The sequence below is a fragment of the Chryseobacterium sp. MIQD13 genome (genome assembly GCF_050496705.1).
GTDB lineage: Bacteria > Bacteroidota > Bacteroidia > Flavobacteriales > Weeksellaceae > Chryseobacterium.
Genome location: NZ_JBNWAF010000002.1, coordinates 340461 through 364350 on the forward strand (window position 1 = coordinate 340461; position 23890 = coordinate 364350).

Annotated in this window: 16 protein-coding genes; 10 read left to right on the top strand and 6 right to left on the bottom strand. The window is 37.4% G+C overall.

Translation table 11 applies throughout. From position 1 onward, the window contains the following. The first annotated feature begins 13 nt into the window (after positions 1-13). The 10 genes from ACQWU4_RS08660 to ACQWU4_RS08705 all read left to right on the top strand — a co-directional run bounded on the left by ACQWU4_RS08660 (position 14) and on the right by ACQWU4_RS08705 (position 18319). Positions 14-1147: a glycosyltransferase gene (locus ACQWU4_RS08660; RefSeq protein ID WP_429935367.1), complete on the top strand. Its 1134-nt coding sequence runs from the start codon at positions 14-16 to the stop codon at positions 1145-1147. Beyond that, entirely contained in the window at positions 1129-1980 is an 852-nt protein-coding gene (locus ACQWU4_RS08665) for a glycosyltransferase family 2 protein (protein ID WP_429935368.1), read from the top strand. The genes ACQWU4_RS08660 and ACQWU4_RS08665 overlap by 19 nt, the downstream gene beginning before the upstream one ends. A 7-nt stretch (positions 1981-1987) precedes the next feature. Further along, complete coding sequence (locus ACQWU4_RS08670; protein WP_429935369.1) at positions 1988-3139, top strand: glycosyltransferase; 1152 nt, start codon at positions 1988-1990, stop codon at positions 3137-3139. A gap of 11 nt (positions 3140-3150) precedes the next feature. After that, the gene (locus ACQWU4_RS08675; protein WP_429935370.1) at positions 3151-3702 is read left to right on the top strand and encodes a serine O-acetyltransferase; all 552 of its coding nucleotides are present in this window, start codon (positions 3151-3153) and stop codon (positions 3700-3702) included. A gap of 389 nt (positions 3703-4091) precedes the next feature. Then, on the top strand, positions 4092-9077 hold the full coding sequence (locus tag ACQWU4_RS08680) for a T9SS type A sorting domain-containing protein (protein WP_429935371.1): 4986 nt from the start codon (positions 4092-4094) through the stop codon (positions 9075-9077). Between the two features lie 563 nt (positions 9078-9640). Then, positions 9641-14569 (top strand): T9SS type A sorting domain-containing protein, encoded by a 4929-nt coding sequence (locus tag ACQWU4_RS08685; protein ID WP_429935372.1) that lies wholly within the window; start codon positions 9641-9643, stop codon positions 14567-14569. Between the two features lie 347 nt (positions 14570-14916). After that, on the top strand, positions 14917-15585 hold the full coding sequence (locus tag ACQWU4_RS08690; protein WP_429935373.1) for a carbonic anhydrase: 669 nt from the start codon (positions 14917-14919) through the stop codon (positions 15583-15585). A 22-nt stretch (positions 15586-15607) separates the two neighbouring features. Next, positions 15608-15907 carry a hypothetical protein gene (locus ACQWU4_RS08695; RefSeq protein ID WP_429935374.1) on the top strand — a complete coding sequence of 100 codons (300 nt, stop codon included), beginning with the start codon at positions 15608-15610 and terminating at the stop codon, positions 15905-15907. 140 nt (positions 15908-16047) lie between these two features. Then, entirely contained in the window at positions 16048-17640 is a 1593-nt protein-coding gene (locus ACQWU4_RS08700; RefSeq protein ID WP_429935375.1) for a SulP family inorganic anion transporter, read from the top strand. Positions 17641-17683: 43 nt separating this feature from the next. Further along, the gene (locus ACQWU4_RS08705) at positions 17684-18319 is read left to right on the top strand and encodes a carbonic anhydrase family protein (RefSeq protein WP_429935376.1); all 636 of its coding nucleotides are present in this window, start codon (positions 17684-17686) and stop codon (positions 18317-18319) included. 176 nt (positions 18320-18495) lie between these two features. Here ACQWU4_RS08705 and pth read toward each other — a convergent pair whose 3' ends face one another. The 6 genes from pth to ACQWU4_RS08735 form a co-directional block, all read right to left on the bottom strand. Beyond that, positions 18496-19059, bottom strand: a complete 564-nt coding sequence (gene pth / locus ACQWU4_RS08710; protein ID WP_429935377.1) for an aminoacyl-tRNA hydrolase — start codon at positions 19057-19059, stop codon at positions 18496-18498. A gap of 85 nt (positions 19060-19144) precedes the next feature. Then, positions 19145-20077, bottom strand: a complete 933-nt coding sequence (locus tag ACQWU4_RS08715; RefSeq protein ID WP_429935378.1) for a hypothetical protein — start codon at positions 20075-20077, stop codon at positions 19145-19147. Between the two features lie 98 nt (positions 20078-20175). After that, a complete protein-coding gene (locus tag ACQWU4_RS08720; RefSeq protein WP_429935379.1) occupies positions 20176-21048 on the bottom strand; it encodes a hypothetical protein in 873 nt (290 codons plus the stop codon). A 153-nt stretch (positions 21049-21201) separates the two neighbouring features. Next, a complete protein-coding gene (locus ACQWU4_RS08725) occupies positions 21202-21945 on the bottom strand; it encodes a hypothetical protein (protein WP_429935380.1) in 744 nt (247 codons plus the stop codon). A 6-nt stretch (positions 21946-21951) separates the two neighbouring features. After that, a complete protein-coding gene (locus ACQWU4_RS08730) occupies positions 21952-22767 on the bottom strand; it encodes a hypothetical protein (RefSeq protein WP_429935382.1) in 816 nt (271 codons plus the stop codon). Between the two features lie 3 nt (positions 22768-22770). After that, positions 22771-23589 carry a hypothetical protein gene (locus ACQWU4_RS08735; RefSeq protein WP_429935383.1) on the bottom strand — a complete coding sequence of 273 codons (819 nt, stop codon included), beginning with the start codon at positions 23587-23589 and terminating at the stop codon, positions 22771-22773. Positions 23590-23890: the final 301 nt, after the last annotated feature.

Sequence of the window (23890 nt, forward strand, 5' to 3'; positions counted from 1 at the left end):
ACAAAACACACAAATGACCGGAAAAATTTTATTTATATACTACCAGAATATTAAACCTGGTGGTGTAGCCAAGGTGTTATCCAACATCACCTCAGAATTGACAGAGCAGAATTATGAAATCGAAATTCTTTTTCTGATGGCTCCACACAAGGATTTTTATCCTATAAATCCCAAGATAAAAAAGCATTATATTGATTCTTTTGCCAATAAGCATTCATTATTTGCGACCTCAGTTTACAAGAAATTCAATAAAGTCCCGAAAATATATAATGTTTATTCCTATTTATATGATTTTGGTTCTTATAAAACCCTGAAAGAATGGATTAAGGAAAACCACCATAACTACGACACTATTGTATCGTGCTGGTATAAAATTTCCTCAATGCTTTCGTTGGATGCAGAAATCAGTAAAAAAACCATTGCCTGGGAGCATATGAGCTACACATCGGGAGGTATTTTCTGGAATAAAGGTTTAAGACGTTATTATAAGAATCTAAGAACAATTGTAAGCACCAATATTCCGGGCGAGATCCATTATAAAAGAATTAATGAAAATTCACTCACCATCTATAATCTTATGGACAATGAGGTTGAAAATCAAAACTATATTCAGCCTGAGCAAAAGAAAAACATTATTTCCGTAGTGGCCAGACTTGATCCTGAAAAAAATATAAGCGCCTTCATAGATATTATTTCTAAAACAAATCTGCCTGAAGACTGGAAGGTGGTGATCATAGGAAGCGGCAGAGAAGAAAGCCGTATACGTCAGGAAGTAATTGATAAAAATCTGACCTCAAAGATCGAACTTTTAGGAAGCAGAAACATGGAGGAAGTATATCAGCTCCTTTCTTCTTCAAAAATCAACTGTCTGACTTCTACTGCAGAAGCTTTGCCTACAATATTGATACAGGCCATGTTTTTTTCAAATGCCCTGGTGGCGTATGACTGTAATTACGGGCCTTCTGATATTATTAATGAAAAAAACGGATTCCTGGTTCCTCTTCATGCCGAGAAAAAATTTATAGCGGAACTTGAAAGTCTTGTGCACGATGAAAATAAATTAAACACATTAATGAAATCTTCTTACGAAGAAACACGCAAATGGAAGAAAGAAAAAATAGCACAACAATGGAAACAAATTCTTTAAAGTTATCTATAATAATCCCTGTCTACAATACTCCTTTAACTTATGTGAGAGAGTGTCTGAAAAGTATTGCCGAGGCTCAGATCCGGTATTCTTACGAGGTCATTATTGTGAACGACGGGTCTACGGATAATGAATTGGTAGGTTTTCTGAAAGAATATAAAGATTCTCACGCAATCGTTATTCATAAAGAGAATTCCGGTGTTTCCGCCAGTAGAAATGTAGGTTTGAAGCAGGCAAAAGGTAATTTTTTATTGTGTCTGGATTCAGATGACCAGCTGTTACCGGCAATCAATGATGCTATTACCTATCTGAATAGTAATACGAGCTATGATGTTCTGTATTGTGATCTCCAGTTTTTTGGAGATACGAGATTTTTGCATAAAAAATGTGAATTTTCTAAATTTCAGCTTATGTATGTAAGCAATATGCTGACTCCCTCTTCTACGTTATTCAGTAAAAAATTAGTTTCTGAAATATTATTTAATGAAAAACTTTCTTATTCGGAGGATAGAGATTTTTTCTCGAGAGCAGCAAGTTTAGGGTTTCAGTTTAAACATTTTAAAAGTCCTTTTTGTCTTTACAGAAGGGTTTTCAACAGCCAGTCTCTGTCACAAAAAAATGTTGGAATGAAAAATGAAGTTGAAACATTTATAAAGTCACAATTCAGTGCCCATGCGGAAATTACGCAGGAAGAAGTGAACAAATATGTCATAAACAATTTTACTGCGCATAAAAAACATATCATTAAACTTTTATTAATAATATTTTTCCCATCTTTATTCAGTTATTTTGTATCCAGAAGATTTTATAAAAATAATATCGTAATCGACTAATAGTTTTATGTCACAAAAAAAGAAAGTCCTTATTCGCATAGGTTCTCTCCGGCATGGCGGTGCAGAAAAGGTTCTTGTCAATTTTCTCAAAAACCTGCCTGAGGACAAATATGAAATAGACCTGCTGATTAATCTGTACACAGGAATGTACATCAAGGAAGTTCCGTCATGGGTTAATCTTTCTTATCTTCTTAAAGGAGAAATGATTACTACCAACAGGCCCCATGAAATTCCGGTGAAAGCGTTCAGAGTGCTTTATCAGAAAATGTTTTTATGGTTCCCGGGTCTTCTTTACCGGTTTGTGCTGAAAAATAAAAAATACGATGTAGAAATTGCAGCTATCCATGGGATGTACAGAGAACTTCTTTCCAGTCCGCAGAAAGATTCAAAAAAGATTATCTGGATACAGAACGATATTTTTAATCTGAAGGAATATACCCCGGATGTGATCAGGCAGCTTTTCAAATTTGACAGGATACTGGTAATTTCCAATAAGCTGAAAGAGGAAATGCAGAAAGTGGCTCAAAATGACAGAGAGAAACAGGCGGTTATTAAAATCTTTAATCCTATAGATAAGGATGATACTTTGAATAAGGCCAATACACCAATTGATGACTATCCTTTTTCCAATACCATTCCCACTTTTATTACAATTGGAACAGTTTATCCACAGAAAGGTTACGACAGACTTCTGGATGTACATAAAAACTTGATTGATGAAGGGCTGAAACATCAGATCATCATTATTGGCGACGGCTTCGATTTTGAAAATATACACGCAAAGCTGAATCAGCTGGGTCTTCAGGAAACTGTGAAAATGCTTGGTTTCAGAAGCAATCCTTACCCTTATCTGAAAAAGGCTGATTTTTACATAATGTCTTCAAGGCATGAAGGTTTTCCTACCATTATTGCGGAAGCTCTGATCCTGAACAAACCCATTGTGTCTACAGATGTTTCAGGGATAAAAGATCTTCTTCAGGAGGGCAAATTAGGAGTTATTACTCCCAATTCAGAGGATGGGATTTATGACGGAATGAAAAAGATCCTCACCAACCAGGAACTTGCCAATCATTATGAAAAAGAGATTGCTTCGACTGACCTTCCTTTTGTGCTGCAAAAGTCTGTAGCACAGCTTCAGGAGATTATTGACGAATTATAAAAAAGATTAAAATGAGTTATACGATTATACAAAAAGATTTTTACCGGGAAAGCGGAAAATGGCTCTCTTCATTTGAGATCTTGAAAAAATGTATCAATCCGAACCTGCATTTTATTTATATCTTAAGAAAAGCTCAGAAGTACAACAAAAAGTCTGTTTTAGGAGTATTTTGGAAATTTGTCCTCAGACATTACCAGATAAAATATGGCTATCAGATTTATCCGGAAACGGAAATTGGAGAAGGTTTCTACTTAGGACACTGGGGAAGTTTAGTGATCAATCCTAAAGCCAAAATCGGGAAAAACTGTAATATAGCACAAGGCGTTACAATCGGACAGCAAAACCGTGGGAAACTTCAGGGTTTTCCTACAATTTCAGACGAAGTTTGGATAGGAGCCAATGCTGTAATTGTAGGTGGAATTACAATTGGAAACAATGTTCTGATTGCACCTAATTCCTACGTAAATTTTGATGTCCCTGCCAATTCTGTGGTGGTTGGAAATCCCGGGAAGATTTATGCAACAGAAAGTGCGACAGAGGCTTATATCAACAATAAAATTTAAAAAATCATTCATAAAGATTTGCAGATTTGTACAATATTTTTTTAAAAAATTAAATTCTCTATTGTGGGAAAATATTTTTTTATCGACTTTTGTAAAAAATTTTAAAAAATTAAGCTTACTTGAATTTTAAAATTTCTTTAAAAAACACAACAAAAACTAAATAACACAAAAGCATGAAAAAAATACAACTATCTAAGCACAGGCAGTTTTCTATATAGCCTAAGCTCTTCCTATACCACTAACTAAGAAACGTTAAAGGATTTCAATTGTCGACAAAATTCCAGTCTTATTAAACAGGTTGGGATTGAAACAGCGCATTAATCCATGCCTTTTACGACATCTTGGAGTAGTTATCTCATCATTCAAAAAACACTTTTAATTCTATACGTATGAAAAAAAAATCGACCTTAAAGATTTTTGCTGCCGTACTTTGTACTGCACCGTCTCATGCTTTTGCGAGGGCAAATCTCGTCCCCGGAACCAGTGAGACCAGTATTGGATTCAAACATATGACACCTTTACCACCAAGTGTCTATGACCTGGATCCTCTTATCGTTATTTCACAAAATGTGAATGAAAAAGGATTGGTTGTCATGAGCGGCCAGTTTTCAAAACCTTTTACAGACAGTAACATCCTTCTTTCCATCAAATATCAGAATGCACAGGGAGAATGGGTTACAGGCTGGTGCAAAACGTTATACTCGTATAATCAGTATAATGAAACTTTAAAAGCAACTTTTGAATTACCAGCTTCCGTAAATCCCACTTACAATGTAAAGGTTGAATTAAGCTCTGATACAAACAATTTCTCTACCGTTGTATGGAATAAGACAGTAGACCATTACAAGGAGGGAGATTACTCGACCGGAAACTGTGATCTGGATGAAAATGAGTACACCATGCTTTTGACACCGAAAAAAGAAGGTACACTTACTACAGATGCTAACGGAAAAGCAACAGGAATAAAAGACAGGGTAACTTCAGCACACTCCTGGAACAAGCTTAGTAATGTCTTAATGGACAATAAAAAAAACGATGTTGTTTTTTCTCCAGCCAATCCATCAGATATTATCACAGAATCCAATGGGACAAAATCTGTAAAACTGGTCAATACAGGAGCAATCAGTAATTCACTTGGATCTACTCCTGAATTCATCTACAATGAAATGGCGGGCCATCCAATACCTTATTTATACAGTTATGATGATCCTGTATATATGTTTGCCGGTAAGTTTTCAGCCAATGGATTTTTCATAAAATTCAGTCAATGGCCGGGAGAACCTGATGGACCGGGATATTTTAATTTCAAAAATCCTACCAATGTAGAAAGCCGGTATTTCAATTTATACAACAGAACCTGGAAGAATTTAGCTGAGTTTATTCCCGATCAGGAGCCAGTAGTAATTGTATCCAGTCTTTCAACAGGTCTGAGAATCTATAAAAGTGACGGTACCTATATTGATCTGAACCCCTCTACTACAAGCAATTATGGCGGTCCTTATTTCGGATATACCAATTATGTAGCAAGAAGAGGTCCCGGTTCTGAGAACCTGCTTATTTCTGATACATCGGAAATGACTCTTTATGGTGTAGGAGCATTGAGAAATGACGCTACATTAAGCTACGAGGGAAGAAGATCTTTACAGGATATTGAAAGAGAAATTTCCAAATTCATTAAATATACCGGTGTATTTGGAAACTCAACTGCTTATAAAAATGACTCCTCAGAATGTTCCGTCAACTGTTTTACCATCAATCCCGGAGCACAGCCAAGTGTTGTAGCTGACTGGACAAAGGCACCTAACAGTTATATTTTTACAGGAAAAGATAAAAAGAACAATAATGCTGATGTGGACGGACTTTATATCCCTGTAAAAAAAGCCTACGAAATGTGGTCCAAGGGAGGGGAATTTATGAAGGATGACAGTGGTAATTACACACCTATTCCTGAACTGGGTATTGCCAGTGCGGGGCTGTACTGGGAAGATGAAACAGGGCTGATTAAGTCTGTAAGTCTTGAAGGTACAGGAGAAAATGCTAAAATCAAAGTTTTAGTAAACAAGCTTAAAGAAGGTAATGCTGTTGTTTCCTATAAAGTAGATAATAAGATTTATTGGACATGGCATGTTTGGGTAACAGATGATCCTACGGACGGAAGTACTTACCATCAGGGATTTGAAAAAGACAAAGAAGGAAATCTGGTCACAGACTGGAAGTGGATGGACAGAAACCTTGGGGCTACCAATGCAAAGCTTACAGGTAACGGCTGGGATAAAACCAAGGGTCTCCAGTATCAATGGGGAAGAAAAGATCCTTTTCCGGTATTTAAAATAGATGGGGAAGCCGGGAAATTTACTCCGGGAATTGCCCAGCAAAATCCGGTTCCGGTGAAGTTCAGAGGAAATATTCAGCCAAATGACGCCAGCGGAAATAACAATAATACAGGATTCGATTCTCCAAATGGAAATATCAGATACTCTATTAAAAATCCTATCAACTATATTGTACCTCCGGTTTATATTTATAAAATAGGGGAAACTCCGGTTGAGAATGGAGAAAACTATGCTGTTCAAGGTCCTAATGCTACAGACTGGGTAAGAAAAGAAAATACAACATGGTTCTCTAAAAACAAATTCAAAACTTTTGACTCTAATAATTACTACAACAATGTAGCCTGGGATTTATGGGGTGATACCAGAGGAGGCAAATGGACTACCAGTAACCCTTCTACAAGTGATCAGTTTGTTTTAGAAAAAAGCAAGTATTACAGCATGAAATCGCCTTATGACCCTTGTCCTTGCGAATGGAGAGTTCCTTCATTCTATTCAAGTGTTGCAGGAGACGCCAATGCAAGTCCTTGGGGAAAAGAAGGCAGAAATACAACAACAAATATTATTCCTGATTCTCCAAGCAGTGATTATCCCGGAATAAAAGTTTATCCTAGTTACGGTTTTGATTTCAATGGAGTATCTGAAAGAAATCTGGGGGTAATTCCTATTAACGGCAACTATGAGTATTATCCTCAGCCAATGACTTTAAAAGACGGATCAGGTATTAACAGGAACAGCAGTAAAATATTCCTTGGAATGGGTTCTGCAAACAAAGGTCCTGAAGCTGTTCTTCAAGATCAGATTACTGACGGGGCATTACACAGTTCTACATTCTTCACCTACGGAGCTCCAAGTGAAATAGGAACAAGAGGACTGGTATATGTATCTGACGCAGGAAACGTTCCCAATCACTCAAATCTGGGATGGCATTTTCTGGCCCATAACCGTTTAATTGACGGAAACACTTATGAGTCAAGAGGGGTACGTTGTATAAAGGATCCTAATAACAGCTATATGCCGACTGCATTTAATACAGAATATGTATATACACCTGCCTCTCAATATACATTGGAGCAGCTGAAGAGCTGGGCTAAAGAACCAAACAGCTACATTGAATACACAAATTCTACATTAAACACTCCAAATGCAGCAGATAAAGACAGAGTAATTGATATTCCGCTAAGAAAAGCCTATGCAATGCAAAAGCTTTACTTATCCGAAAATAGTGAAATGCCTGCGGGAAATGTAAAATCCACTTCAGTAGTCTGGACGACAGATCAGACTCTGATTTCAAGCATAGAAATCATAGACAATAGTACGCTGGAAAATGCAAAATTAAGAGTTACACTGAAAGAAGGCAGAACCGGTAATGCTGTCGTGGCCTTCCATTTGGGAAGCAACGGAACCTGGTCAAATGGGAACAATACAGACCCTATCATGTGGAGCTGGCATATCTGGGCACCGCAATCAGTTGTTCAGGAATATTCTCCTGCATTTAAAACAGAAAATGGCGCCTTTAACGGTATTAAAAGTGACCCAAGCGGACAGTTTATAAATCCTGTGAAAAGCTATTATGGTGTTCCACTGACAACTACTTTCATGGATAGAGATTTGGGAGCACAAGCACCTTTTCTGGATCAGCATTTTGTAGGAGATGCACAAATAGAATTTAACGGAGCCAGAGCAAGTGCATCAAGAGTACAGGCCATTAAAAATAGCGGAGGTCTTCATTATCAGTGGGGAAGAAAAGATCCTATTCCTGTATTTTACTATGCAGGTGGTTTTTATGAGCATGATTCTGGAGGAAGTATTCGTGATAACTTTAGAAAATACTCTGTATACAAACAAACGGGGATAAATGCAGGAAATATCGTATATACAGCAATAAATGAAGCAGCCTATGAAACTAATTACTCTAAGGCATATTCAGTCTATTCAAATGGTATTACAGCAAATGACACGAAATATGATAAAATTAAAAAAGTTTTAAAATACTCTGTTAATAATCCTTCAATATTTATGTATCAGCCTGCATCTTCAACTGCAAAAGACTGGATTTCTGATGAAAACGGACTTGCCGGAGACAGATGGGGACACGCAGTAGAAAAATCACCTTATGACCCATGCCCTGAAGGATGGAGAATCCCGGACACTATGATTTCTGCTATTGATGGTGTGAATCTGTTCGATGGTTACCATTCTTATACAAAAGGAAATACACCTTGGTTCTATAATGCAAGCTTTATTCAAAACAATAAGCCGGTATATGGCATAGATCCTTCAAACTATAATATATTTGTAAACAATGAAGCTTATGATGCCAATAAACTGAATTATATAGGAGGATATGTGAGGTCAACAGGTGCCGGAAGAGCACAGGTTAGATATGGATTTATTTTAAATAGGCCAGAATATAATATTGGTAATTTCCCTAATAACGGGATAAGAGGTTATATAGGAGGAAATTCCATGCTGAGCGCTATGAAAGACCTTACTCTTACCGGAGAGCATGCTGTAAATGATAACTTTAAAGTGTCAGGAATCTGGACTTCATCACCGGCTACTGATCATGCAATCGGTATGTTGTTTAATACAGAAATTGGCCAGAATTCTCCTACACAGAATGACAGGCTCTTCCTACTTACTCCTATCAATTTATTCCGTCCTCAGGCTGCGATGTCTTGCCGTTGTGCAAAAATAGAATATGATGGCAACGGAAACGAGATAGGGAGATATGATCCGCTTGTAATTCCTGTTCCGAAAAACACGGCAGGAAAAGCAGCTACTATTTTGCCTAAAAAACAAATTGAAGAAATACAGAAAGACAGCAAAAAACTGACTGTTTTCCCTAATCCTGTGAAAAGTACCCTATACATCAATGCCGACGATAAGGATTACTATTACCAGATTTACAATATCTCAGGACAACTTGTAAAACAAGGGAAATTTGAAAACAGGCAGACAGATGTCTCTTCACTTTCTCAGGGAGCTTATCTGGTAAGAATCAATAATTCTGAAACCATAGTGAAAATTATCAAGCAATAAGCAGATAATTATTCGTAAAATGAACTGCCTCAATTAGATTGGGGCAGTTTTTTTTATAAAAATACCGGAAGCCTGTTTTGGAAGATCTATAAAAAAGAACCATCTGACAGAAGGGTCTACAGAAGTTTATCGGATATGAAACCTGAAAATGATTTATGTGAATTTATAAATTTATACAACATTTTCCTTAAAAATTAATTTCTCTATTGTGGGAAAATATTTTTTTTTCGACTTTTGTTGAAAAGTTTTCCAAAAATTAAGCTGGTCTGAAATTTTTAATTACTTTTTTCAAAAACACAATAAAAACTTAAAACCATGAAAAAAAATTCACTTCCTAAACAGGAGCAGTTTTCTGTACTGCCCTATTCATTATTTCTGAAGCTTACTCATAAGAATCTGATTTAATTACTGACATTGCCTAAAATAAGAACCAAGAAATAAAACTGGGTTCAGTTTATCAAGTTGGGATTGACACAAATCCTGATTATTGATTGATTATCAATATTTTATGCAATATCATTCTATGCCTTATTTCGTAAAAAAACACTTTTAATTCTATACGTATGAAAAAAAAATCGACCTTAAAGATTTTTACTGCAGTACTTTGTATTGCATCGTCTCATGCATGGGCAAAGACAGTCCCTGTCCCCAGAGCCAGCGAGACCAGTATTGGATTCAAGCATATGACACCTTTACCGCCAAGTGTCTATGATCTGGATCCTCTTATCGTCATTTCACAAAATGTGAATGAAAAGGGGTTAGTGGTTATCAAAGGTAACTTTCAAAAACCAAATACCTCAGGAGATGTAAAAGTTACAATCAAGTACAAGGATGCCCAAAACAACTGGGTCTCCCTGTGGTGTAAAACTTTTGCTGGTAACTATGAATATAATGAAGATCTTACAGCTAATTTTGAATTGCCGCAGTCGGCTTTAAACACGCATTCTGTTAAGGTCGAGTTAAGTTCAGACGCAACTATTACCAACTGGTCCTCAATTACATGGGATAAAACAGTAAGCCATTACAAACAGGCGAATTATACCTATGCCAATTGTGATCTGGATGAAAATCAGTACACAATTCTGTTTACTCCTAAAAAAGCCGGAACGGTATCCTACAACTCAAATGGAACTGTTTCAGGAGTTAAGGACCGAGTAACCTCTCAACATTTGGAGAGAAAATTAGATGATATTGTTTTGTCTTTTCAGGGAAATGCAGCATTAGATAATTCCAATGCCAATTCACCGGTTGTCAATATCACAAACCCTAATAATCTTGCCACCATAGCAAGCTCTCAAAAATTTATTTACCAGAATAGTGATACAAGTCCTTTCGAGTTCTCTTATCATGATCCGGTTTATATGTTTGCAGGAAAATTTTCAAATGAAAGTTTCTTTATCAACTTCAGCAACTGGTTTTTGCCTCCTGAAGAAGGTGGAGAACCTTGGGGAAGAGGATATTTAGATTTTACAAATCCTAACTCTCTTCTTAACAGGTATTATAACCTTTACAATTATATCAATGAAAAGCTAGGTGATGTTTTCACCAACCAGCAGCCTGTTGTAATTGTTATCAGTAAAGTTACAGGATTAAGAGTTTATAAAGCCAACGGGCAGTATGTTTCTCTTTCTGCCATAAGTAACTACAATACTACTGATGATTTTGGGTATCCTCCGCTTAATAACAAGCAAAGAGGTCCCGGATCGGAAAACTTTTCGCTAAGTAATACTTCCCAGGCTTCGCTGTATGGTGTGGGTGCTATTAGAAACAGAAAAGTGATCGCTGGCTGGAATGGTCCGTCAAGACCTTTGATCGACATAGAAAGCGAGATCAATAAATTTATAAAGTATGTAGGTATCTTTAGTAATCCAACCACTGAAGACTGCCCTGTTACCTGCTTTGCCATAAATTCAGGTGCCCAATCTGATTATGCAGACTGGACAAAAGCACCAAACAGCTACATTTTCACAGGTAAAGACACCAAAAATGGTAATGCCGATGTAGATGGTCTTTATATTCCTGTAAAAAAAGCTTACGAAATGTGGGCAAAAGGCGGTGACTTTATGAAGAACGACAGTGGCAATTATACACCTATTCCTGAGCAGGGCACCACAAAAGCAGGACTGTATTGGGAAGATGAACCGGGACTTATTAAATCTGTTACTTTGGAAGGCTCTGGAGAAAATGCCAAGATCAAAGTAATGATCAATAAAGTGAAAGAAGGTAATGCTGTAGTATCATACAAAGTAGATAACAAAATCTACTGGACATGGCACATATGGGTTACTGATGATCCGAGAACCAATGGAAGTACTTATCATCACGGTTTTGAAAAAAATAAAGACGGAGTTGCAGTTACAGACTGGAAATGGATGGACAGAAACCTGGGAGCAACCAATGCTGATTTTGTAGGAAACGATTGGCATAAATCTGCCGGATTACAGTATCAGTGGGGAAGAAAAGACCCGTTCCCTGCATTTGGTCTTAAAGATTTAAGCCTCTACCCTATTAGTGGAGAGATCAATTTAGATTATAATGATCCTGCTTTCCAATCCAAATTCATCAAAGTAAGAGGTAACAAATACACTACTCAGCTTAATACCGGAACAGATACTCCTAACGGAAATATCAGATTCTCTATACAAAATCCGATCAGCTTTATTGCAACACCAATTTATGTTGCTAAGAAAGATCAGGCGTTATCAAATGATGGTGAAGACTTTATAAAGCAAAATAGTAATGACAGCTGGACAGCGGTAGGAATGACCACATGGTTCTCAAAAGAAAAATATAAGAAATATGTTCCGCCATATCGTGAAAATATAGTGGCGTGGGATTTATGGGGAGATACGCGTCAGGGTAATTATTCAGATATAGATGATCCTCTTGTTGGCGAAGCCAGCTCCAGATATGCATTGAAATCACCATATGATCCGTGTCCGTGTAACTGGAGAGTGCCTTCAAGTTATTTTTCAGGAGGAAGAAACTCAAGTACGCCAATGCCTGATGAAAACAGATACAGTCCTTGGGGTAAACATACAGGAAATACTGTAGATCCGGAATTTAATGCGACTTCATTAAATAACGACTATCCAGGTATAAAAGTTTATCCTCAGTTCGGATTTGATTTCTCAGGAGTTTCCGGAATGAATTTAGGTAAATTCCCTATCAACGGAAATTATGAATCTTATCCCAATACAACAAGCCCTTTAAAATATGGTACGGGATGGATCACTCCGGTTATAAACTTCCAGGATCAGAGTGCAGATGGAGGGCTGGTAACCTCTACATTCATCACAGCTTCTGAAGTTATTAACGGGGTACGTTATCCTTCATTTGGAGCTGCCGGATTAGCTTTGATTTCAGATCCTTTAAGTGGTTCCAAACCTAGACCGGGATGGCATAGATTCTCAAGCAGTGCATATACAGGTGGTGGCGGTGTTCGTTGTATTTCCGATCCGAATGCAGCTTTTATGCCTGCAGCATTTGATACTGAATATGTTTATTCAGGAAGTGAAGCTTATTCTCTGGAAACGTTAAAATCATGGACTAGGCTTCCGAACAGTTACGTAGAATATACCAATCCTGCACTGGTGACTCCTAATCCAAACGGAAATAAAGTTGATACCAATAAGGATAATGACAGAATCATTGAAATTCCTTTAAGAAAGGCATATGCAATGCATAAGCTTCATTTAAGTGCGGATTCCTCTTTCCCTGCAGAAGGTACGAGAACCTCATCTGTAGTATGGACCAATAATACAAGCTTGATCCAGAAGATGGAAATTATAGAGGGTTCAATAGATACTGCTATATTAAAAGTTACACTAAACCAGAACCAGTCTGGAAATGCTGTAGTTGCATTCCATACGGGAAGCGGTACCTGGACGGCAAACAAGCACAATGATCCTGTATTATGGAGCTGGCATATCTGGGCTCCAAAATCTGTAATCACAACCTACGATGTGGATCCGGAAAACTCAGGTAACGGAGGTGTTATTCCTGCCAATAATCAGTTTGTAGATCCAATGACCAGTGCAGGAGTTCCTATGAAAACTACCTTTATGGACAGGGATCTCGGAGCTAGACAAAAGTTAGTGAATGAACATATTTATGAACCATCCGGTTCCGTATTTGCATCAGGTCTGGCCGCTCCTACTACAGCTAGCTTTCCTACAGGAAATCCTGCCACACTAGCCAGATTAGCTCAAATTAGTGAAAGTGGTGGTCTGCACTATCAATGGGGCAGAAAAGATCCATTACCAGTGTTTTACAATCCGGGACCGTCTTATTACAATTATGGAACCAATTTCGCAGCATATAATGTATTCAGACAAAATAACCCGGCCAATGCTACTACCGGAGCAATACCTTATACAGCTAATATGCCTGAATCAGATTATTTAACTTCTTATACCCAGGCTTACCCTGCATACTCAGCTGCTGCTAATGTTTCTTCATCCGATTCAAAAGCCGATAAGCTGAAGAAAATAGTGAAGTATTCTGTTAACAACCCTCTAAATTATCTATATCAAACTGATGCAGCAAAATTAGACTGGGTTTCTGACGAAAACGGAACTATGCCGGAAAGATGGGGCCATGCTACCGAAAAATCTGCATACGACCCATGCCCTGCAGGCTGGAGAATAGTGGATCTTGAAAGCGTTTCCACCGGGATTATTCTTGGTAATTTTATTTCAAAAGGAAATACGCCTTGGTTCTATAATAAGCAATTTAATAATGCTTATGGTATAGATCCGGGAGATATCAATGCAGTGGTGAAGTATGAAAATTATGACCCGGCTAAATATAACTATATCGGAGGTACTCTGTATGCCTATTATTCAGGAAAAGGAGCCGTAGCTTATGGATATACATTAAATAGACCAGAATACAATATAGGTTTATTTCCTAATACGGGTATAAGAGGTTTTAACGGAGGTAATGCGATGAACGATTATCTTAATGGCGCCTCAGGTTTAAAGGCTTTCCTGTATTCCGGTATCTGGACATCCGCCAGCCAGGGTGGCGGTGGGAGTTCTTTAGGAATGCTATTTAAAGTAAGCTCCAATCCTTATTATTTCTTAACGCCAACATTTGGTTTCCGTCCTCAGGCAGCTATGTCCTGCCGTTGTGCTGAAATTAAGTACGATGCAAACGGAAAAGAAATCGGAAGATACGAGCCATTCGCTATTCCTGTTGCTCCGACTGCTCTAGCTAAAGCAAAAGATGTTATTGCAAAAGCAGTGATCGTGGAAAAAGTAGCTCAGAACAAGCTTGAAGTTTTCCCGAATCCTGTGAAGAATATGCTGTACATCAAAGGAAATGATATAGCTAAAGAATATTACTATCAGATTTATAACCTGTCCGGCCAATTGGTAAAATCAGGAAAATTTGAAAATGAAAGAACAGATCTTTCTTCTTTAATATCCGGCGCTTATTTAGTAAGAATCAATAATTCTGAAACAATAGTGAAAATTATTAAAGAATAGTAATTAAATACTATAAAAACCGAACCGTCACAATCTATATTGTGGCGGTTTTTTAATAGAATTAAGAATATTTTAATCTCCGATTTTAATTTTATCATTTATAGTTTGTAATTTTATGATGCTTTTGAACCCTGATTATTAATTTTTTCAGATAAATTCCTCCGAAAGCTACATGGATCAGTCATTTTAAACATGATTTTAAGCATATTTTAATATTAAACTTTGTTAAAAATGGCTGCTTTATTGGTAAAAATTATATTTTTGCATAATTATTGATTTGATCTATTGAATTTGAAAATAATTTAAACGAAATAAATAATTATAAACCTTTTTAAATTTTTAAAATTATGTCACAATCGTATGAGGTTATTTTCGAAAACAACAGAAAATGGGTAGAGTCTAAAATTTCACAAGACCCTGAATTCTTCCATGAGCTGGCAAAAACTCAGAATCCTGATTATTTGTATATCGGATGCTCAGACAGCAGAGCTACAGCGGAAGAGATCATGGGAGCAAAACCCGGAGAAGTTTTTGTCCACAGAAACATTGCTAATGTTGTCAATACTTTAGACATGAGTTCCACAGCAGTTATTCAATATGCAGTAGAACATCTTAAAGTAAAACATATTATCGTATGCGGACATTACAACTGCGGCGGTGTAAAAGCAGCGATGACCCCTCAGGATCTTGGATTGCTAAATCCTTGGCTGAGAAACATCCGCGACGTTTACAGATTACACCAGGTTGAATTAGACACTATCGAAGATGAAGGAAAACGTTATGACAGACTTGTGGAACTTAATGTTCAGGAGCAGTGCATCAACGTTATCAAAATGGCCTGCGTACAGGAGAGATACATTTTAGAAGAGTATCCTATTGTACATGGGTGGGTATTCGACCTTAGAACAGGTAAGATCATTGATTTGGAGATCGATTTCGAGAAAACCTTGAAAGACATCCAAAAAATCTACAACCTTACAAGTTCTGATTGGGTAATGAGCAGAAAAACAGACTAGTTTTTCTAAAATTGAATGTAAAATGAAATTCTGGAGTATTATTGTATTGACCCTCTTCCTCAACTTCACAGCACTGCCCGGCATTGCTGCGATTGCTGGTTGGGATATAGCCAGGACCAATGTAATAATCAATGAAGAAGAGCCACATTCTCACCCATCATCTTTTATTGTTTACGAAAAGACACTTCCAAAAACTTTGGACGTATTCGATTACGTGAAGTTTTCCGAACCTGACCTTCAGGGTATGACTTTTGAGCTGATAGACGATTCCTTTCATCTGTCACCATTACTTACCATATTTTCTCCGCCTCCGGAAGCTTAATTTTAAGTACAGTTAGATTTTTTATGTATTCATATCAGAACTGATATCGGATACGTGTGCTTTACAATTAAATTTCCAATCTTTTATAATTGATTATCTGAAGGATAGATCAATCGGTTATAGTATTTTTCAAAAACATCATGAAAAAAACATCATTTATAGGAGGAATCAAGGAGAATTTCCCTTCAGGACTCGTTGTATTCTTAGTAGCGCTTCCATTATGTCTCGGAATCGCTTTGGCATCAGGAGCACCCCCTTTGTCCGGAGTCATTGCCGGTATTGTGGGAGGGCTGGTCGTAGGGTTTCTAAGTAACTCAAATATATCAGTATCAGGGCCGGCTGCCGGTCTTACAGCTATTGTTTTAACAGCTATTACGGATCTGGGCGCTTTTGAACTTTTCCTTTGCGCAGGAATCATTGCCGGACTTATCCAGTTAATTTTAGGATTTATCAGAGCCGGAAGTATATCCAATTATTTCCCGAATAATGTTATTGAGGGAATGCTTGCAGCTATCGGTATTATTATTATTTTAAAACAGATCCCGCACGCTATGGGATTTGACAAAGATTATGAAGGGCATGAGTCTATTTTTGACAATGGCCTTAATTTCGGATATTTTACAGAATTATTAGGAGCAGTACATGCCGGAGCTATTATAGTAACAATGGTTTCAGTAGGTATTCTTATTGCCTGGGACAAAATTCCGGTTTTAAAAAGAATGAAAATGCTTCCCGGAGCATTGGTTGCAGTAGTGGCAGGGATACTTCTGAATGAAGCATTCAAAATGTCCGGAAGCTCTCTGGCGATTGGTACACAGCACCTGGTTTCACTACCCGTTCCTCAGTCTTTGGATGATTTCAAAAATCTTGTTACGATGCCTGATTTTTCCGGATTCACCAATCCAAAGGTGTGGATCGTAGGTGCCACCATTGCCATTGTAGCTTCTATTGAAACACTACTTTGTATTGAAGCTTCAGACAGATTGGATAAACAGAGAAGAATTACCGACACCAACCTTGAGCTTAAGGCACAGGGAATCGGAAATTTAATAAGCTCATTTATCGGAGGGCTGCCAATGACATCTGTAGTAGTAAGAAGTTCTGCCAATGCCAATGCAGGGGCTACTTCAAAACTTTCTGCAATGATTCATGGAGTACTTTTACTGGTATGTGTACTTACTATTCCTTTTATCCTGAATTTAATACCGCTTGCCACACTTGCTGCTGTGCTGATTCTTGTAGGATATAAACTGGCGAAGCCTGCTACCTTCAAGCATTTCTGGCATTTAGGTAAATTCCAGTTCATCCCGTTTGTGGCAACAGTAGTAGCCGTAGTGGCTACCGATCTTCTTAAGGGAGTTGGAATTGGTCTTGCCATTTCTGTCTTCTATATCCTTCAGGGAAATATGAAGCGTGCTTATTATCTGAGCAGAGAAAAACTGGATGATGCCGATGAAATCAATATAAAGCTGGCTGAAGAAGTATCTTTCTTAAATAAGGCAGCAATCAAGAAAACCCTGAAAAACGTCAAGCCCAATTCTACCGTAACCATCGATGCAAGAGGAACTTCCTATATTGCCACTGATGTACTGGAAATGATCCAGGATTTTGCCAATATACGGGCAAAAGAAGAGGATATCAATGTGGAACTTTTAGGCTTCAAAACTTCATATAAAGATTATGAGACAGATGAAGATTCTCACATCCTCATTACCCACAGAAGAGCTATGTAAGCTCATTCAATAATTTTAATTTTAAAAAGAATAAATCAATCATATGAAAGCACATACATACGAAACCCAATCTACAATTACTCCTGAGAAAGCATTAGATTTTTTAAAAGACGGAAACCAAAGATTTGTAAATAATCTGAAAGCAAACAGAGATCTTTTAGAACAGGTAAATGCAACACGTGAAGGTCAGTGGCCTTTTGCAGTAGTTTTAAGCTGTATAGACAGCCGTACTTCTGCGGAGCTTATCTTTGACCAGGGATTAGGAGATGTTTTCAGTATCAGAATTGCCGGTAATTTTATCAATCAGGATATTTTAGGTTCAATGGAATTTGGCTGTAATGTTGCCGGTTCCAAGCTTGTTGTCGTTTTAGGACACACTAAATGCGGTGCATTAAAAGGAGGTTTGGATGCAGCACAGATCCAGGAAATGGGAATGGACAATCTTAATCACCTGATTAATCATTTCGACCCAATCATCAATGAAGTGATTGAAGAAGGCGAAGAACGCTCATCAAAAAACGGTTCACTTCTGGAAAGACTGAATCAGCAGAACGTAAAAAATGCGATCGAAGACATCCGTACACAAAGTTCAACGCTTAAAAAGCTTGAAGACGAAGGTAAGATTAAAATAGTTGGAGCCAACTATGATGTTGAAACCGGAGTTGTAACCTGGCTGTAGGAAATAAAAATCAGCATATATTATTACACATAATTACATAAAGATCATAGTTAGATTGGAAATTGATTTTAAAGTATACAACAAGACCATCGGAAAATCCGATGGTCTTTATTTTGTGTAATGAGCTTAGAAACAATTATATTCTTAAGCCATTAATATTTTAAATTATTCCTGATTTATTTCCCGTTAAATGCAGACATGGTATTATTAATCCCTGCGAAAACAAAGGACAGACTGGCTTTGGTAAATTTTTCAATTCTTTCCGGAAGTTTTTCAGATTCTTCTTCATTCCATGTTCCCAGTACATAATCTACCTGGCGGCCTTCGGAAAAATCTGCAGAGATCCCGAATCTCAGCCTTGCATAGTTTTGCGTATTAAGCATTTCATTAATACTTTTCAGCCCGTTGTGGCCCGCATCAGAACCTTTCATCTTCATTCTTAAAGTTCCGAACGGAAGAGCAAGGTCATCCGTAATGATGAGTACATTTTCCAATGGAATATTCTCTTTCTGCATCCAGAATCTCACTGCATTCCCTGAAAGGTTCATATAGGTATCCGGTTTCAGGACGAAAACCTTCCTTCCTTTATACTTGCCTTCTGCCATCCATCCGAAATTGGTTGTATTGAATGAAACTTCCAATGTTTCAGCTATTTTTTCAGCTACTTTGAATCCTATGTTGTGACGTGTATTTTCATATTCAGGCCCTTTGTTTCCAAGACCTACTATTAAATATTTCATTGAGAAATTTTTTGCAAAATTAAGGGATAAAAAATAAAAAGCCCAATCTTACTAAAGATCGGGCCGGTATATTTTAAAGATTCTTTTAGAAAGGTTTGTAAATATAGTTTATTCCATATCCTTTCGTCATATAAGTCTGCGGATCGTAGCTGTAATTTGTTGTCCAGCTGACCGGAGACGGAATAGGCGGTATAAGATCTGTCACGGAACGCTTTTTAGGGTTGTTCGGAGACAGGATGTGGCTTTCTCTGTCATTTGACTCAGTTGATAAAAGTCTGGAAATTTTGTATACTGTAGGAAGCAGTGTAAACGGACTGATCACAGTATCATAATTTACGAAATCATAGGCAAGTCTGGTAGTAGGTCTTCCAAATACACCCGCAGCCATAGGTCCGTAATTTCTTACCACCCTGGATACGTTATCTCCCAAATAAGTATATCCTGTTTTAGAATAGCTGATATAGGCAAACGGTGTTCCTGAAACATCCGGACCATTTTTCATAATGATGGAATCCAGCTTTGCAGTAGAAGCGTTATATTTTATATCATATAAGGTCTTTGTTTTTCTTAAAAGCGTCTGCGGCCCCGGAGTTGTTGCAGGCGGCACAGGCGGAGGTCTTCTGAAAATTGAACGGTTCTCAGAAATAGTTACTAATTTATCGTTTGGTCCATAAGTAAATAACTGGTTGTAAGAAACACTGTCTTTATCCAGTTTACCATTTCCATCAAGATCTAAAAATCCGTTGAATGTAATCTGGCTTATTTTATTACCGCTGTATGCAATATCAGTAATTGAAGCACTGTCTGTGATCACTTTTGTTACCAAAAGCCCACTGTAATGATATTCAGCTAATGTATCTTTATCTGTAATTTCTCTGTATAATGCTCTTGGACCTGTAAGCCCTCCTGTCCCATTCAAATCTATTAACGGATCCCCGTTTTCGTCTAACATATCTTTGCAGGAATGTATTGAAGTAAATCCTGCTATTAATAAAATAAAGTAGAAAAGCTGTTTCATTTCCAGGTAATTGTTTATTTTTTGACAAATATAACTTTTTTTTGAACAAAAGTTATGTTTTTATTTATATTCCAATAAAACCGATAATCAATTGAGGCTTATAAAGTTCTGTAAATATATTTAAGCACCTGATCCTTATCTGAAACAGGGTAATTATAGCCATCATACAGATAGGTCATAGGCGTATTCACTGCCGGTGCAGGAGCTGGTGGCATCACATATACCGACGTGGGGTTGTTGGGAGAAATTCTGTAAAAATTCTCCGGACGCACTAAACTCCATGCAGTAAAAAATGATTTAGGCAGTGTAGAGTACGGATTCACTTTAGAATCATAGTTCTGGTAGCTGTAAACTGTCATCTTTGCAGTAGTCATATTTGGAGCCCCGGTTCCTGTAAGTGTTCCTCTGGCACATTCTGCCTTGAAAATATTTTCTCCGTTGTAAGTAAAGGTACTTTCCGTAAATTGGCTGTACGCTGTATTTCCGGCTACCTTTCTTTTTTCCAGGATTTTAACAAGTTTCTTACCTGTAGCATCATAAGTAAATATATAATCACTTACAAAAGAATCTATTGCAGTTGCTGCCGTAGCAGTACAAGTTGCGCTGTATACATTTCCTTTGCTGTCTTCACTTATGCTAAAATCATAGGCAATACTTCCGGTTAAACTCCCGACAAATTTTATTTTGCCAATTTTATTGCTGATATAGGTTACAGTACCTGTATAATAATTATTGGTATTTCCATCTCTCAGCACTCCTTTCTGGAAAACAGTCCCATTAACTGTATACTCTTCCTGAACATTATTGTTTAATGTAATTTTTTCCAGAACTCTGGCCGGAGGAGTGGGTGTATTCCCATTACTTCCGTCATTTGCGCTGGGTTCAAACTGATCTGAAGAAGAATTGTCACATGAAACCATCAATCCGAAGAATACTCCGGCAATGATTTTAAAAAGGTAGTTTTTTCCCATGAAAAAAATATTTTAGTGAGTTGACAAATATAATTCATTTTTTTGATGAAAACATTTACTTATACAACAAATTCATAACAATCTGTATCTTTTTACAAAAAAAACCTAAAAACATGATGTTTCCAGGTTATTATTTATGATATATGCTGAAAATTAATAAGGCTGCAGTACGGAAGTTGTAAGAACCGACTGTGACATTTCATTATTCAGATAATCTGTATTTACTGCTTTTCCGATGCCTAATATTCCCGAATTCAGGTTTCTTTTCGTACAGGCCACCTTTACGCTGTAATTGTTCTTAGGCATAAGATTGGTAAGTGTTGCATTGAGATTGAAAATCTTATAGCTTCCTTCTGAACCTATCAAAACATCAGTTCTAACCGCTCTAAGTCTATTATCTACAAAAATACCGCATGCAAAACCTGCAGAAGCATTTGCATTTCCCGTCTTTTGCGCTGTTGTCTGAAAAGTAAAAGCCACCTTATTTACAGCATTCGTAATAGAAAAGGTATCGGTAGTTCCGGGGAGAACAGTCCAGGCGCTGGTAATTGCAGCACCTTCCGTATAAGGAGACGTGGATCCGTTTGGATTGGAAAAAGAAGCACCCGTCTGATCCGAAACCGTATTTAATGAGAATACTGACATACTTCCCTGCCCGTCAGCAATTTTTACACTCTTCCAGTCATTTGTATGCAGCTCCGAATTGTTATGGAGAATAGTACCAGCCACTCCGGCTGATCCTTTCACCAGATTCGTACCGTCGGTTCTGATTTCTCTTCTGACATTTAGATCCCCGTTTACATCAAGCATACTGGCAGGATTTGATGTATTTATTCCTACTTGCGCATTCATTATCCCTGTAATGAAGAGCAAAGATTTTATAATAATTTTTTTCATTCCGGATTAATTTATAATTGGGTTAAATACCTGAGGGATTTCGTATACATCAACTTTCAGGGAAGACTGGGTAATAAAACTGTTGATATTCGTATCTGCATTGATTCCTATAGCCAGTACAACATCACTCGCCGTTCTGTAAGATCCAAGTCTTGAACAGGCAACACTTACATTATGCTGTCCTTTGGAAAGGTTGGCAACTATCCCGATCTGATTGTGGGTAATAAAGGTACTTCCTGCACTGCTTGCCTTCAAATTCCGCTGTCTGAGGTTTACCAGCTTGTCATCCACAAAAATACCGCATGCATAATCTATAGAAATATCAGGCGTTCCGTTTACAGGAAGATTCGCCTGTACCACGGTTTCAAACTGAAAATAAGTCTTGCTGTCTGTACTGAATACGCTTATAGGCTGTGACAGATCTGCAATTTTCTTAAAACCCGGAAGAGAGGAAATATCCGCACCTTTAGTAAAAGCTGTGTTTTTGGAAGTAATACCGGACTGCTCACTGCCGGTAAACTTCACTCCGGTCTTATCTGAAAAAGAGTTATTGAATATCAGATAAAATTTATTCGGCTCATATTCCGGAATGCGGAGAGACTTCCAGATCGGAGGATAACCTTCTCCCTGAGAGACAAGTATCTGATCATTATTACCCTGAGATAAAGTATTGTCCGTAACATTCAGAACAACGATTTTATTTCTTAAATTGAGATCACCATTAACATCCAGTTTTGCTTTCGGCAAATCAGTATTTATTCCCACCTGGGCAGAAAGAGACAGTCCTGCTGTAAAAAACAGGATTGATATAATATTTTTCATTAATTAATTGCTTTTATAAGTAACGTATTCAATGACATCTATCTTCATGACAGATTCAAGAGTAAATGCATTGGAAACCGTATTGGTATCAGATACATTCCGGCCAACCGCAAACTGCGAGTTCAAGTTTGAAGTATTGATTTTTCTACAGGCTACCTCAAGCGTCTGTGCCCCTACCGGAACATTCTGCTCTGTATAGTTAAGTGTGAAAATATAATCCTGAATACCTGATTTCTCCGTGTTATTGTTTGAAGAAATCTTGTCAGGACGTACTGCTACAAGTTTCCCGTTTCTGAAAACTCCGCACGTAAAAGTAACAGACTGTGACACGGTTGCATCCGGAGCCTTCATCTCTATTCCGGTTTGAAACTGGTAAGTAAGCCTGTTTTTTCCGTTCTTAATAACAAAATTATTGATCAGACCCGCAATTTTTGACCATTTTCCTTTTGAAGTATCGGCAATATCATCTCCTACATTGTTTTTGTAGATATTATCAGCTGCAATACCATTTGAAAGATCTGTAATACCTGCCTGATCTGATGATAAATATGAATTGATCAGTTTATACTGACCTTCTTCCATAAAGGAGACATTCAGTGATTTCCAGACCGGAGGCAGACCTTCTCCCTGTGAAACCAAAACCTGACCGTTCAGTCCGGCATCTCCGGCTTGGGCAGATGTACCGCCTACTCTAAGTTCTTTTCTTAAGGTGGTTTTCCCGTTGACATCGAGAGTAGATTTAGAAGAACTTGTACCAATTCCCACCTGCGCATTTATGCCGAGCGATAGAAGCCCCGCTGTGCAATAGATAATTCTTTTCATAATAAGGGCTGCAAAGGTATGAATTTAAATTACAAAAATTCATTTACAACTACTTAAATACGTATTAATAAAGCAATTATGTTGTAGAATTTTGTATACAAAAAAGTAGAATTATTACTACAAATCATCTTTTATTTCACTTTTTCTCCTAGCAAATATCCCTTAAACGCAATACCCATCATAGATACAGCATTATTTTTTCTCATTATACTGTGACTTCAAGACATCTTTAAAAAGTTTAAAACAAACTATTTTCACTTCTTAAACATTAAAATAATAAATAAAAAATGGCCTAAAAATT